Raw genomic sequence first — 14,095 nt, forward strand, 5'->3', positions numbered from 1 at the left:
ATGGATCTCGTCCGTTTCAATCAGGCCTCTGCCGTCGAGGCGCAGGTAGCGATAGCGCATTGCGTCGCGATTCCTGCCTGGCAACACGCGGTGGTCACCGCACGCCCTTTTGACAGTCTGACCGATCTGTATAGCGCGGCCGCGAGTCTTGCTCAACAGTGGCAAGTTGGAGAACTCGAGCAAGCGCTGAGTGCCCATCCACGCATTGGTGAACGGGCGCAGGGGGCGGGCAAAGAGGCGACGCTATCGCGCAATGAGCAGTCGGCCATGCAACAAGCCGACGGCGCACTGCAATTTGCCATGCTGGCGGGCAATCAATCCTATGAGCAGCGCTTTGGCCGAGTATTTTTGATTCGTGCTAAAGGACGCAGTGGTGAGGAGATGCTGGCGGAATTGCAGCGCAGGCTCAACAATGATGCAGAGGCAGAACAGCAGGAAGCGCTGGCGCAGCTAAGGGAAATCACCTTGTTACGGTTAAAGGAGAGCATCGTATGAGCACCATTACCACGCACATTCTGGATACCGCGCTGGGTAAACCGGCCATAGGCGTAGCGATTTCACTGGAACAGAATAGCCCGGAAGGATGGTTGCCGATTGCGGAAGGTGAAACTGACAGCGATGGCCGTATTAAAGATCTGACGCCAGAGCCGTTAGCGCCGGGCCATTACCGACTCACTGCCGAGATTGGCGACTACTTTGCTGCTGATGGGCGCGATGCACTCTATGTCAGCGCGCAAATTGATTTTGTGATTGGCGCAGCGGGCAGTCACTACCATCTGCCGTTTTTGATTTCTCCCTGGTCGTGGTCAACCTATCGCGGCAGTTAATTTTGTAACGGTCGCCATAAATGGCGCCCCTACAACCCTCTTTGATCGTCGGGTACGCATGGATGCCTACCTGGCTGCAAACGACACCTGTCTCAATGACGCATTGATGCGTAGCTGGCCGTAAACGATACCTGTTTTGATGATGCATTGATGCATTGATGCATTGATGCATTGATGCGTAGCTGGCCGTAAACGACACCTGTTTTGATGATGCATTGATGCGTAGCTGGCCGTAAACGACACCTGTTTTGATGATGCATTGATGCGTATCTGGCCGCTAACGGCACCTGTATTAATGATGCAATTAAACGCAGCTGGCGTTAAACCCCTACTTTCTGTGCGTCATGTCACACGCTGCGCTTGAAAGACAGTAACTATCAAAACCTTCGGTTCATCCAAATATATTCTTTCACAATGTGCGGTTATCTTTACCGGACAATGTGAAGCAAACGGAGCCGAAAAATGAGCACGCACGACAATAACGATAATGCAGCAGCGTCAGGTAAGTGCCCCTTTCATCACGGGGCGTCGGAAGAAAAAAGTGTTCTGGCACGCGGTGCCGGTAGCGGGACATCCAACCGCGACTGGTGGCCTAATATGCTGCGTGTCGATCTGTTAAATCAGCACTCCAACCGTTCTAACCCCCTCAGTGAAAACTTCAATTACCGCGACGAGTTCAGCAAGCTGGATTACTCGGCGCTCAAAGCCGATATTCGCGCCATCCTCACCGATTCTCAATCCTGGTGGCCAGCAGACTGGGGCAGCTATATTGGGCTGTTCATTCGCATGGCGTGGCACAGTGCCGGTACTTATCGCACCGTTGATGGTCGTGGCGGTTCAGGCCGTGGTCAGCAGCGTTTTGCACCGCTCAACTCGTGGCCAGATAACGTCAGCCTCGATAAAGCGCGTCGCCTACTGTGGCCGGTGAAACAAAAATACGGTCAGAAGATTTCTTGGGCCGACCTCTACATTCTGGCGGGTAACGTATCACTGGAAAACGCTGGTTTCCGCACCTTCGGCTTTGGTGCCGGACGTGAAGATGTGTGGGAACCGGATATGGATGTGGATTGGGGTAACGAGAAAGAGTGGCTGGCGCATCGTCATCCAGAGAGCCTGGCCAATGCGCCGGTCGGTGCCACCGAGATGGGCCTGATTTACGTCAACCCGGAAGGCCCGGAAGCCAGCGGCGACCCGAAATCTGCCGCCCCTGCGATTCGCGCCACCTTCGGCAATATGGGCATGAACGATGAAGAGATCGTTGCGCTGATTGCCGGTGGTCACACGCTGGGTAAAACCCACGGTGCGGCAGCGGCCAGCCATGTCGGCGTTGATCCGGAAGAATCACCGCTGGAAGCGCAGGGCCTTGGCTGGAACAGCAGTTACGGCAGCGGTTCAGGCGCAGATGCCATCACTTCAGGCCTTGAAGTGGTGTGGACGCAAACCCCAACGCAGTGGAGCAACTACTTCTTTGAGAACCTGTTCAAATACGAATGGGTGCAGACACACAGCCCGGCGGGCGCGATCCAGTTCGAAGCGGTAGATGCGGAAGCGATTATTCCCGATCCGTTTGATCCCGAGAAAAAGCGTAAGCCAACCATGCTTGTCACCGACCTGACGCTGCGTTTTGACGAGGAGTTCGGCAAGATCTCCCGCCGCTTCCTCAACGATCCCCAGGCGTTCAATGAAGCCTTTGCTCGCGCCTGGTTCAAACTGACCCACCGCGATATGGGGCCAAAAGCGCGTTACATCGGCCCAGAAGTCCCTAAAGAAGATCTGATTTGGCAGGATCCGTTGCCAGCGGCAACCCATCAGCCCACCGCTGATGACATCACCGATTTGAAAGCGAAGATTGCCGCTTCAGGTTTGAGTGCTAGCCAACTGGTTTCTGCTGCCTGGGCATCCGCTTCCACTTTCCGTGGTGGTGATAAACGTGGTGGCGCGAACGGAGCACGTCTGGCTTTGGCACCGCAAAACGGTTGGGCAGTCAATGCCAGCGTGATTCACGATGTGCTGCCAACGTTGCAGAAAATTCAGCAAGAGTCTGGTAAAGCGTCACTGGCGGATGTGATCGTTCTGGCGGGCAGCGTCGGCATTGAACTGGCTGCCGCAGCGGCAGGTGTCGCGGTACAAGTGCCGTTTATCCCAGGCCGCGTCGATGCGCGTCAGGACCAAACTGAGATCGAGTCATTCGACGTGCTGCAACCACTGGCCGATGGTTTCCGTAATTATCGCCGCATTGCGGGCGGTTCATCGACGGAAACCCTGCTGTTGGATAAAGCACAGCAATTGACGCTGAGCGCACCGGAATTAACCGTGCTGCTGGGTGGTCTGCGCGTGCTGGGCATCAACTTTGATGGCAATCATGATGGCGTGTTCACCGATCGTGTTGGCGTACTGAGCAATGACTTCTTCGTTAATTTGCTGGATATGCGCACCGCATGGCGCGCTACCGATGAGAGCGCCGAGCTGTTCGAAGGACGCGACCGTGCCAGCGGTGAAGTGAAGTTCAGCGCAACGCGTGCCGACCTGGTGTTTGGTTCCAATGCAATCTTGCGCGCACTGGCCGAAGTCTACGCCAGCAGCGATGCCAAGCAGAAGTTCGTCAATGACTTCGTAGCAGCCTGGACCAAGGTGATGAATCTGGATCGTTTCGAGCTGTAATCAAACTAAAGCCGCAGCGGTAACACTGCGGCTTTTTCAGTTTAATCTTCGCGAAATGCTTCAAATGGCAGGTTAAAACGTTTCGCCAATGCCGCTTTATGTTTATCTGTGAGCTGACGTTCACCTTTCAAAATACGGCTAACATAAGAACGCTGACCAATTTCCTGAACGAAAGAAGACTGGTTCAAATCGTGTTGATCCATCAAAACACGTAGCAGCGCAACTCCGCCCGGTAGTGTCTTAATTCGCGCGTTGAAGGCAGCAAATTCCGGCGCATGCTCTTCGTATTTCGCGACTTTATCGGCCAGCATTTCAATCAGTGGATGAGAGGGTTGATGCTCAATCAAATACTCAACCAGCTCGAGCGCCTGCTCATAATCTGCTTTCGATTGACTACCGCCAAGCAGGGGGATGGCTTTAATCAGGTTATCTGAGGCCTGAATAGCTTCGGCGATCATTCTTTGTTCTCCCGATAGAACTTAACTAACTTGTCGTATTCAGCATGAGTACTGATGTGCTTAATGAGAATGCGTCCCGCGATAAAGTCGGCGAAAAATATCAACCTGAGATTGTTACCGCCAACATTGATTACCCACCATTTCACCGGATACTTCATGCGGTCCAGGCTTGGAAAGAAATCTCTAAGCGTTTCAGGATCGGCAAAATCCCTGCCATGTAAAGTGCGGTATGTCGCGTCCAGCGCTGCTGCATCATTGGGAAAGCGCAGTGCAGCTTCGGCAAACATCTTCCTTGAAATAACGTGCATCATTCCCTCGGCATGTTCCAACATGGAAACATTGTAGCCGATGAAAGCAGTGTTTCCAATGTGGAAACAGAAAATAAAAAAAGAGAAGGCCGCGTCAGAGAGACGCGGCAGAAAGCTTAATTCAGCGTATACCCATCGGCATCGCGCCACGCTGGGAAGCGTTCGCGGTAGGCTTGCAGATCGTCCAGCGACAACTCCGCATCCAGTCGGGCACGGGCGAAAGGTTCGCCAGCGGCAAGAATCTCACCCAGCGGCGATATAATCCGACTGTCACCGCTGTATTGATGGCTATTGCCATCGCTGCCGACGCGATTGCAACCGGCAACGTAAGCCTGATTTTCAATCGCACGTGCCATCAGCAGTGACTGCCAGTGCAGCGCGCGCGGTGCTGGCCAGTTGGCAACATAGAGCGCCAGATCGTAATCGTTGTGATTGCGGGAGAACACCGGGAAACGTAGGTCGTAGCAAATCTGCGGCAGAATGCGCCAGCCGCGCCAGGTAAACACTTCACGTGTCTCGCCCGCGACATAATGCTGATGTTCATTCGCCATGCGGAACAGATGGCGCTTATCGTACTGATGCACAGTGCCATCTGGCTCAACAAGCAGAAAACGGTTTACTGCGCCTTTGTCCGTTTGGATGGCGGCGCTGCCACCGATCAATGCATTGCTGGTTTTCGCATGGCCGTGCAACCACTCCACCACCTGTTCCTGCGGCAGCGAACTCTCTGCTGCTTCCATGGCAAAGCCGGTGGTGAACATTTCCGGCAGCAAAATCAGGTCGCGACCTTCAATGCCTTTCAATACACCATCAAAGTGATGCAGGTTGGCTTCGCCGTCCATCCAGCTCAGAGTTTCCTGCAGAACGGTAATTTTTAAAGCCGACATAAGCGCTCCGCAGCAGCGATCAGCGTCGCTTCCTGTTTGGCAAAGCACAGGCGAATCAACTTGTGCGGGAACGGATCGGCGCAGAATACCGACAGCGGAATCGCTGCTACACCGACTTCTTTGGTCAGCCACTGGCAGAAACTCACGTCATCCAGATCGGAAATGGCGCTGTAATCCAGCAGCACAAAGTAGGTCCCTTCGCACGGCAGGATTTTGAACCGGCTACCAGAAAGGGCTTCAACCAGGCAATCGCGGCGTTCACGATAAAAAGCGGGCAGGTCGCGATAATGCTCAGGCTCCTGGCGAAGCATATCGGCAATCGCCAACTGCGCCGGAGTGTTCACTGAGAAGGTCAGATATTGATGCACCTTGCGGATTTCCGCACTGATAGCCGCAGGCGCGATGCAATAGCCGACTTTCCAGCCGGTCATGTGGAAGGTTTTGCCAAATGAAGAGACGGCAATGGCACGCTGACGTAACTCGGCATGCGCCAACACACTGGCGTGGCCCTCTTCATCAAAGCAGATGTGTTCGTACACTTCATCGCTTAGCACATAGATCTCTTGCTCAGAAATCGCCTGCCACAGTTCGGCATAATCGCTTTTGCGCCACACGGTTGCGGAGGGATTGTGCGGCGTATTCAAAATGACTAAACGGGTTTTCGCACTGACCAAACCACGAAATTCTGCCCAATCAACGCGGAATCCTGGGGGTTGTAATGCAATGCGTTTTAATACGCCACCGGCCAGTTGCACAGCAGGCGCGTAACTGTCGTAACTGGGATCGAAACAGATCACTTCATCGCCCGGACGCACCAACGCCGTAATGGCGGCATACAGCGCTTCGGTGGCACCCGCGGTCACGGTGATATCGCTGTTTACATCGGGTTTATGACCATAAAGCTCAACCGTTTTATCCGCAATCGCTTCGCGCAGTGGCAGCGTACCGGTCATTGGTGCATATTGGTTTGCGCCCTGACTCACATGGTAAGCCAGACGTTCCTGCAAATAGTGCGGGCCGTCAAAATCGGGGAAACCTTGTGACAGATTGATGGCGTTATGCTGCGCGGCGAGGGCGCTCATTTGCGTAAAAATAGTGGTGCCGAGTGCCGGTAATTTGCTCTCGGGAATCAGGTTGTGCTGCGTCATTATTTGGTGGCCTTAAGCGCGAATGTCGATGCGGAGAAACCCTGTGTTGATGCCACTCTACACAGGATGGTAATATTTGGCAATCGAGACGCTTAGACGTCTAAATACAACTTCGGAGCCTCACCTTCACTATGACGGATTTTCTCCCCCTGGAACATTTAGTGGCCGCCTGCCACTGGATCGGCGCCAAAGGCTGGGCACCTGCCACCGGCGGTAACATGTCGGTGCGCCAGGACGCGGAATACTGCTTATTGAGTGCATCGGGCAAAGATAAAGGCAACTTGACGCGTGATGACTTTATTCAGGTTGAGATTGCTACCAACACGGTTCCTTCTGGACGTAAGCCGTCAGCGGAAACCGGGTTGCATACCTTAGTTTATCGTTTGTTCCCGCAAGCTGGTGCGGTACTGCACACCCATACGGTGAACTCCACCGTGCTGTCACGTGTGGAGAAGGGTAACGCATTGTTGTTGAGCGGTTACGAGATGCAAAAAACGCTCGCCGGACAGGATACCCATCTGAACACCGTGGCGATCCCGGTGTTTGATAATGATCAAGACATCGAAGCACTGGCACAGCGTATTGAAGCCTTTGCGGCTGATGCGCCGCTGCAATACGGCTTCCTGCTGCGCGGCCACGGCTTAACCTGCTGGGGCAAAGACGTCAATGAAGCGCGTCGCCATCTGGAAGGGCTGGAATTCCTGTTTGAATGTGAACTGCAACGTCGGCTGTTGGAGGACAAATGATTCGCGCAATTGTTACCGATATTGAAGGCACCACCAGTGATATTCAGTTTGTGCACAAGGTGTTGTTCCCTTATGCGCGCCAGCATCTAGCTGCCTTTGTACGTGAGAACCAGACGGATGAGCCGGTTATCGCGGCGTTGAATGCCGTGCGTGAAGAATCTGCTGCACCTGAGGCGACGCAGGAAGAAGTGATCGCCACTCTAATCGGTTATATCGATGAAGATCGCAAATCGCCCGGCTTGAAAGCGCTGCAAGGCATGATTTGGTGTGCCGGTTATGTTGAAGGTCAGTTCACCGGGCACCTTTATCCGGATGTGCTGCCCGCTTTTGAACGCTGGCAGCAGCAGGGGATCGCCCTGTATGTTTATTCCTCTGGATCGGTGGCCGCGCAGAAACTGTTATTTGGCTACAGCGATGAAGGTGATTTAACCTCGCTGTTTAGCGGCTATTTTGATACGGGCGTCGGGGCGAAACGTGAAGTGCAGTCCTATCGCAATATCGCCGAGCAGATTGGCCTGGCTCCCTCTTCGTTGTTGTTCCTGTCGGATATCCATCAGGAACTTGATGCAGCGGCGGAAGCAGGCTGGCATACATTGCAGTTAATTCGTGGCGAGGCGGATAACGCCAGTCGCCATCATCAGGTGAATGATTTTTCCCAGATTAAACCGGAGTCAATTTAACATGAGTGCATTGACCATTTTTAGCGATACCGAAGCCAGCCAACCGGTGTGGCACAGTACCGATGCGGAAGCGATTCGCGAGCGCCTTAATGCCAAGAATGTGCGTTTTGAACGTTGGGAGGCCGATCGCGATCTGGGTAAAGATCCTGATGCTGAAACCGTCATCAAAGCTTATCAACACGCGATTGACCGTTTGGTGGCTGAGAAGGGCTATCAGAGCTGGGATGTGCTGAGCATGCGTGCTGACAATCCTAACAAGCAGGTGCTGCGCGAGAAGTTCCTGAATGAACATACCCACAGCGAAGATGAAGTACGTTTCTTCGTTGAGGGATCAGGCCTGTTCTGCCTGCATATTGGCAATGAGGTGTACCAGATTTTGTGCGAGAAGAATGACCTGATTTCCGTGCCAGAGGGTACCGCGCACTGGTTTGATATGGGTTCTGAGCCGCACTTCACGGCGATTCGTATTTTCGATAACCAAGAAGGCTGGGTAGCCAACTTCACCGGCGACAATATTGCGGATGCCTATCCCCGTCTGGCATGACGACCTGTGCGCATAAATGCGCAAGTTGAGCCATCATAAGGTCGCCATTCATGGCGACCTTATGTTTCAGTAGGCACCTTAAGGCTGGAAAATGCCTTCCTTTACCTGCTCAGGCGTTACCACGCCGGTATCTAACACCCATCCGCTGATCAGGGCTGCTGGCGTAACATCAAACGCCGGGTTGTACACGGCGGCGTTTTCCGGTGCCCACTGCACGCTACCAAAACTCCCCGACACACCGGTGACTTCGCTGGCAGCGCGCTGCTCAATCGGAATGGCCTCGCCGTTCGGGCAGAGACGATCCAGCGTGGTGTGCGGTGCGGCCACATAGAAGGGAATGCCGTGATAGTGTGCCAGCACTGCCAGGCTGTAAGTACCAATTTTATTCGCTACGTCACCGTTGGCCGCAATGCGGTCTGCGCCGACCCAGATGGCATCCACGACACCTCGCGCCATTAAGCTGGCGGCCATGGAATCAGTAATGAGCTGATACGGGATATTAAGTTCGCCCAGTTCCCATGCGGTCAAACGGCCACCCTGCAACAGCGGGCGGGTTTCATCTACCCAGACATTGCGGACTAAACCTTGCTGATGTGCATGGGCGATCACCCCCAGCGCGGTGCCGACACCCGCAGTGGCGAGGCCGCCCGTGTTGCAGTGCGTCAGCAGTTGGCTGCCTGGCTTAACCAGTGCACTACCGGCGCGGGCAATGTTGTCACAGAGCAGCTTGTCTTCCGCCACCAGACGCAGCGCCTCAGCACTTAATGCGGTGACGTGATCGCTTTCCGCCAGCGCAATCTTCATGCGATCCAGATTGTTCATCAGATTAACCGCCGTAGGGCGTGCCGCACGTAATACTTCCAGCGCTTCCGCTAATGCGCTGCGTGCTAAGCCTTGTTCGCCCAGCAGCGCCAGCAGCAAGCTGGCTGAGAGGCCAATCAGTGGTGCACCGCGCACGCGCAGCGCATGGATGTGATCAACCAACTGGGCCACAGTGTGCGCAGGCAGCCAATTTTGTTGTTGAGGCAGCGCTTGTTGGTCAAGGATCCACAGCTGATTGTCGCGGACCTCAAGACTGGTGGTACGAAGTGTTTGCATGGTGTGAAATCCCTGTTGCGTTAATAGTGGCTATTGTGCCAACATGCGTGACGGATGTATAGACGTCCAAACGGCTTATTACTATCGAATGTCGAGGAACAGGCAATGTCGCAATACCGTACCTTCACCGCTGCAGATGCTGTGGAATATGCTAAAAAATTTGGCGGTGTGGACGATCCGTCAGCGCTGGTCAGCGCAGAAGAGATCGGCGATGGCAATCTCAACCTGGTGTTTAAGATTTTCGATAACCAAGGCCAGAGCCGTGTGGTCGTAAAGCAAGCTCTACCCTATGTGCGTTGCGTGGGAGAGTCTTGGCCGTTAACGCTGGATCGTGCGCGTCTTGAAGCACAAACGCTGGTTGAACACTACAAACACTGCCCAGAGCACACGGTTAACGTCACCCATTACGATGCCGATTTAGCGGTGATGGTAATGGAAGACCTCTCCAGCCATCGTATCTGGCGTGGCGAGTTGGTGAAAGGGGCTTACTACCCTGAAGCGGGTCGTCAGGTGGGTGAATATCTGGCACAAACGCTGTTCCATACCTCCGATTTCTATCTCCATCCGCACAAGAAAAAGGCGGAAGTGGCGCGTTTCATTAACCCTGAAATGTGCGAAATCACTGAAGACCTGTTCTTCAACGATCCCTTTACCGATCACGAACGCAACAAGTATCCAGCAGCACTGGAGTCGCTGGTGGTCAGCCTGCGCACCGATGATGCCCTGAAAATCGCGGTGGCAGGGTTGAAGCATCGTTTCTTCGCGGATGCCGAAGCGTTGCTGCACGGGGATGTGCACAGTGGTTCTATCTTTGTGGCCGATGGCAGCCTAAAAGTGATCGACGCGGAGTTTGGCTATTTTGGTCCAATAGGCTTCGATGTGGGGAGCGCGATTGGCAACCTGTTGATTAACTACTGCTGCCTGCCTGGTTTGCTGGCACCGCGTGAAGCGGCGGAAGGGCGCGAGCGTCGTCTGAGCGATGCGCATGAAGTCTGGACGCAGTTCTCCAGCCGCTTCCTGGAACTGGCTCATGCCAAGACTTCCGATGTGGCGCTGGCCTATCCGGGCTATGCGGAAGCCTTCCTGCGCAAAGTGTGGAGCGACACCATTGGTTATTGCGGAACGGAGCTCATTCGTCGCACCGTGGGCATGTCTCACGTGGCCGACTTCAAACAGATTGCCGATGATACGATGCGGACGGAATGTATTCGTAGTTGCATCACGCTGGGCCGTACGCTGATTCTGGCAGCAGATCATATTACGGATGTGGATGCGCTGATCGCGCGCATTCGCCAAGCGGGTTAAGTCGCGCTTCGACCCTGTAGTCGCGCAATTCACTGCGCTAGGGGAGCGAAACCGCGCTGTGCATGCGGGATAAATGACGCCATGCCCCATAAAAAAAGCCTCCATCTGGAGGCTTTTTTAGTTTTACGCCGCTTCACTGGCGCGTGTGGCACTCTTTTCCTGCGGTTTAGGTGCGGCCAGCGCTTCTGGCGCAAACTCATCCACGTTAATCGCTTTCAGACGGCTGGCTTCAGCTCGGGTCAGGACCTTCGCTTCACTTTCATCAATCCAACCCTCTTTCAGCGCACGCTGCGCCAACGCATCCAAGCGCGTAAACGACAGGTGTTTTTTCTGCTGCTGGCACAGGCGTTCATGAATCACTTCCGCTGCCATCACATCCTGTAAAGCCTGCTCCAGTAGGCCGGCTGGATTGTGCTCGCTTGGCGTTAAATACATGCCACGGCCCAGACGTGTACGTGTCGCGGAAGGCAGTTGCAGCAGCTTCGCCAACTTATGATCCAGTTTGTCAGACGGTGCTGGACAGTGTCTGCCGCCGGCGAAGATCACCATGCGCAGCGCACCTGCCACGAGGCGATTGGGGAAGTTACGCAGCAGGTCATCCATTGCCACTTCGGCTTGATGCAGCGCATCCTGCACGCCCCAGTGTACCAATGGCAGATCGGCTTCGTTACGACCCTCATCGTCATAGCGTTTAAGGGTGGCGGAGGCCAAGTACATCTGGCTCAGCACATCACCCAAGCGCGCTGAGATACGTTCACGACGTTTCAGGCTGCCGCCCAGTACTGCCATCGACACATCTGACAGCAGTGCAAGGTTGGCGCTCAGGCGATTGAGCTGCTGATAGTAGCGGCGCGTCACGTCGCGCGTCGGCGCGGCGCTAGTGCGGCCACCGGTTAAGCCGAGCCACAGGCTACGGATTTTGTTGCTACCCACATGGCCAATATGACTAAACAGCGCACGGTCAAAGGCAACCAGGTCATTTTTCGCCGCGGCGTTCATCTCTTCCAACACCCATGGATGGCAGCGAATAGCGCCCTGACCAAAGATAATCATGCTGCGAGTCAGAATATTGGCACCTTCCACGGTGATGGCGATAGGCGCACCTTGGTACGCTCGCGCCAGGAAGTTGTTTTCACCGAGCATGATGCCTTTACCCCCCGCGATATCCATCGCATCAATAATGGCGCGCTGGCCACGATGCGTGCAGTGGTACTTCACGATAGCGGATAACACGGCCGGTTTTTCACCCAGCATAATGCCACTGGTAATCAGCGTGGCGGCGGCATCCATCACGTAGGCGTTACCGGCAATGCGTGCCAGTGGTTCTTCGATCCCTTCCATTTTACCGATGGAGACTTTGAACTGACGGCGGATATGCGCATAAGCACCGGTTGCCAGTGCAATACTTTTCAAGCTACCGGTCGAGTTAGACGGTAAGGTGATGCCGCGACCCACTGACAGACACTCCACCAGCATACGCCAGCCTTGGCCTGCCATCGCTGGGCCACCGATGATGAAATCAATCGGTACGAAAATATCATTGCCGCGTGTCGGGCCGTTTTGGAACGGCACATTGAGCGGGAAGTGACGATGACCAATCTCAACGCCTGGAGTTTGCGTGGGAATCAACGCGCAGGTGATGCCCAGCTCTTCTGTCTCTCCCAACAGATGGTCGGGGTCTGAGAGCTTGAAGGCTAAGCCGAGTACAGTGGCAATCGGCGCCAGCGTGATATAACGCTTGTTCCAAGTCAGGCGCATACCCAGCACCTGCTGACCTTGCCATTCACCCATACACACCACGCCAGTATCCGGAATGGCACCCGCATCAGAACCCGCTTCTGGACTGGTCAGTGCGAAGCATGGAATCTCGTCACCGCGCGCCAGACGAGGCAGATAATGATCCTTCTGCTCATCCGTGCCGTAGTGTTGCAGCAATTCGCCTGGGCCGAGTGAGTTCGGCACGCCCACGGTGATCGCCAGGATACCGGAGACGCCCGCCAGTTTCTGCAGTACGCGCGCTTGTGCATAAGCAGAGAATTCGAGGCCGCCATACTCTTTTTTGATGATCATGGCGAAGAAACGATGCTGCTTGAGGTAAGCCCACAGTTCCGGTGGCAAATCGGCCAGTTCATGCGTGATTTGGAAATCATTGGCCATGCGACACGCTTCTTCAACCGGCCCCTCCAGGAAAGCCTGCTCTTCTTCTGTCAGGCGCGGCTGCGGATAGTTATGCAGTTTCTGCCAGTCCGGTTTACCGCGGAACAGATCGCCTTCCCACCAGGTTGTACCGGCATCAATGGCTTCTTTTTCGGTACGCGACATGGGCGGCATCACTTTCTGGAAGCTGTGCAGCGCAGGTTTTGAGAACATGCTGCGACGCATCGCAGGCAGATTGAAAGGCAACAAAATGATCGCCAAAGGCAGCAACAACCAAGGCGTCCACAAACCCGCAGCAGCTAAAGCAGCTGTCCACAGCAGCAGTACCACGCTGCTCAACCGCAGCGAAACTTGATGGTAGAAGAGGGCGCTAACTAAAATCAGCGTCGCGACAATTGAGGCAAGCAACATAATGAACCGCTCCGTGTAAGTAGTAAGAGGTCTGACCTGTTATAAGGTAAGGTTTAGAGCAGCGCGCGAGATTTAGCAATCTGTTTACACCGCAATTACAACGGAACTCACAAAATCACGCGGGGGTGGATGCCATTAGGCGAAACGGGACATTCTCTACGCGTTTTACGCTATGCAGGCGCTTTGCTGCTTTGCCCCATTCCGTTAAACTTGCAGGGTCAATCTTTCCTCTAAAGGACATCCCTATGTATCAGGACATTATTCGCTCAGAACTTAACGAAGCAGCCGATACGCTCAATAAGTTCCTGAGTGATGAAGCAAACATTCACGCGATTCAGCGCGCAGCCGTGTTGCTGGCTGACAGCTTCAAAGCAGGCGGCAAAGTGCTCTCCTGTGGCAACGGCGGCTCCCATTGTGATGCCATGCACTTTGCTGAAGAGCTGACTGGGCGCTACCGTGAAAATCGTCCTGGCTATCCAGCTATTGCCATCTCTGATGTCAGCCATCTCTCCTGCGTCAGCAACGATTTTGGCTACGACTATGTTTTCTCGCGCTATATCGAAGCGGTAGGCCGAGAAGGAGATGTGCTGCTGGGCCTGTCAACCTCGGGCAACTCCGCTAACATCATTAAAGCGGTCGAAGCAGCGCGTGCAAAAGGCATGAAAGTGATCACATTGACCGGCAAAGATGGCGGCAAGATGGCTGACACCGCAGACATCGAAATTCGCGTGCCGCACTTCGGTTACGCGGACCGCATCCAGGAGATTCATATCAAAGTGATTCACATCCTGATGCTGCTGGTCGAAAAAGAGATGGTTAAGTAATGACGTGTTCCTCCCGCCATCGCGGGAGGTTCTGACTTAAG

Annotated in this window: 14 protein-coding genes; 8 read left to right on the forward strand and 6 right to left on the reverse strand. The window is 54.4% G+C overall.

What is annotated here, in order from left to right; translation table 11 throughout:
• The 3 genes from uraD to katG all read left to right on the forward strand — a co-directional run bounded on the left by uraD (position 1) and on the right by katG (position 3,488).
• Positions 1-495, forward strand: coding sequence for a 2-oxo-4-hydroxy-4-carboxy-5-ureidoimidazoline decarboxylase (gene uraD, locus HA51_RS22215; protein WP_084936895.1), 495 nt, complete (start codon positions 1-3; stop codon positions 493-495).
• Complete coding sequence (gene uraH, locus HA51_RS22220; RefSeq protein ID WP_084936897.1) at positions 492-827, forward strand: hydroxyisourate hydrolase; 336 nt, start codon at positions 492-494, stop codon at positions 825-827. Before uraD ends, uraH begins: the two co-directional genes overlap by 4 nt.
• A 462-nt stretch (positions 828-1,289) precedes the next feature.
• Positions 1,290-3,488, forward strand: a complete 2,199-nt coding sequence (gene katG, locus HA51_RS22225; protein ID WP_084936900.1) for a catalase/peroxidase HPI — start codon at positions 1,290-1,292, stop codon at positions 3,486-3,488.
• A 41-nt stretch (positions 3,489-3,529) separates the two neighbouring features.
• Here katG and HA51_RS22230 read toward each other — a convergent pair whose 3' ends face one another.
• The 4 genes from HA51_RS22230 to HA51_RS22245 all read right to left on the reverse strand — a co-directional run bounded on the left by HA51_RS22230 (position 3,530) and on the right by HA51_RS22245 (position 6,289).
• Positions 3,530-3,946 carry a helix-turn-helix domain-containing protein gene (locus HA51_RS22230; RefSeq protein ID WP_084936903.1) on the reverse strand — a complete coding sequence of 139 codons (417 nt, stop codon included), beginning with the start codon at positions 3,944-3,946 and terminating at the stop codon, positions 3,530-3,532.
• Positions 3,943-4,254, reverse strand: coding sequence for a type II toxin-antitoxin system HigB family toxin (locus HA51_RS22235; protein WP_084937017.1), 312 nt, complete (start codon positions 4,252-4,254; stop codon positions 3,943-3,945). Before HA51_RS22235 ends, HA51_RS22230 begins: the two co-directional genes overlap by 4 nt.
• 116 nt (positions 4,255-4,370) lie before the next feature.
• Positions 4,371-5,141, reverse strand: coding sequence for an amidohydrolase (locus HA51_RS22240; RefSeq protein WP_084936906.1), 771 nt, complete (start codon positions 5,139-5,141; stop codon positions 4,371-4,373).
• Positions 5,129-6,289: a pyridoxal phosphate-dependent aminotransferase gene (locus HA51_RS22245; protein WP_084936909.1), complete on the reverse strand. Its 1,161-nt coding sequence runs from the start codon at positions 6,287-6,289 to the stop codon at positions 5,129-5,131. The genes HA51_RS22240 and HA51_RS22245 overlap by 13 nt, the downstream gene beginning before the upstream one ends.
• A 131-nt stretch (positions 6,290-6,420) precedes the next feature.
• On the opposite strand from HA51_RS22245, the gene HA51_RS22250 reads away from it, so the two are divergent.
• From HA51_RS22250 to HA51_RS22260, 3 genes are read left to right on the forward strand one after another with little or no spacing between them, the layout of a single operon-like run.
• Positions 6,421-7,035, forward strand: coding sequence for a methylthioribulose 1-phosphate dehydratase (locus tag HA51_RS22250; protein WP_084936911.1), 615 nt, complete (start codon positions 6,421-6,423; stop codon positions 7,033-7,035).
• Positions 7,032-7,715: an acireductone synthase gene (gene mtnC / locus HA51_RS22255; RefSeq protein WP_084936914.1), complete on the forward strand. Its 684-nt coding sequence runs from the start codon at positions 7,032-7,034 to the stop codon at positions 7,713-7,715. Before HA51_RS22250 ends, mtnC begins: the two co-directional genes overlap by 4 nt.
• A gap of 1 nt (position 7,716) precedes the next feature.
• Positions 7,717-8,259, forward strand: coding sequence for a 1,2-dihydroxy-3-keto-5-methylthiopentene dioxygenase (locus HA51_RS22260; RefSeq protein WP_084936915.1), 543 nt, complete (start codon positions 7,717-7,719; stop codon positions 8,257-8,259).
• A gap of 78 nt (positions 8,260-8,337) precedes the next feature.
• On the opposite strand, the gene mtnA is transcribed toward HA51_RS22260, so the two are convergent.
• The gene (gene mtnA, locus HA51_RS22265) at positions 8,338-9,357 is read right to left on the reverse strand and encodes an S-methyl-5-thioribose-1-phosphate isomerase (protein WP_084936918.1); all 1,020 of its coding nucleotides are present in this window, start codon (positions 9,355-9,357) and stop codon (positions 8,338-8,340) included.
• A gap of 105 nt (positions 9,358-9,462) precedes the next feature.
• Between mtnA and mtnK the strand changes: the two genes are divergently transcribed.
• Positions 9,463-10,662: an S-methyl-5-thioribose kinase gene (mtnK, locus tag HA51_RS22270; protein ID WP_084936921.1), complete on the forward strand. Its 1,200-nt coding sequence runs from the start codon at positions 9,463-9,465 to the stop codon at positions 10,660-10,662.
• Positions 10,663-10,785: 123 nt separating this feature from the next.
• On the opposite strand, the gene fadE is transcribed toward mtnK, so the two are convergent.
• Entirely contained in the window at positions 10,786-13,230 is a 2,445-nt protein-coding gene (fadE, locus tag HA51_RS22275) for an acyl-CoA dehydrogenase FadE (protein WP_084936924.1), read from the reverse strand.
• A gap of 245 nt (positions 13,231-13,475) precedes the next feature.
• Between fadE and lpcA the strand changes: the two genes are divergently transcribed.
• On the forward strand, positions 13,476-14,054 hold the full coding sequence (lpcA, locus tag HA51_RS22280; protein WP_084936927.1) for a D-sedoheptulose 7-phosphate isomerase: 579 nt from the start codon (positions 13,476-13,478) through the stop codon (positions 14,052-14,054).
• The last annotated feature ends 41 nt before the right edge of the window (positions 14,055-14,095 follow it).

The organism is Pantoea rwandensis, assembly GCF_002095475.1.
In the GTDB taxonomy this organism is placed as follows: Bacteria; Pseudomonadota; Gammaproteobacteria; order Enterobacterales; family Enterobacteriaceae; genus Pantoea; species Pantoea rwandensis.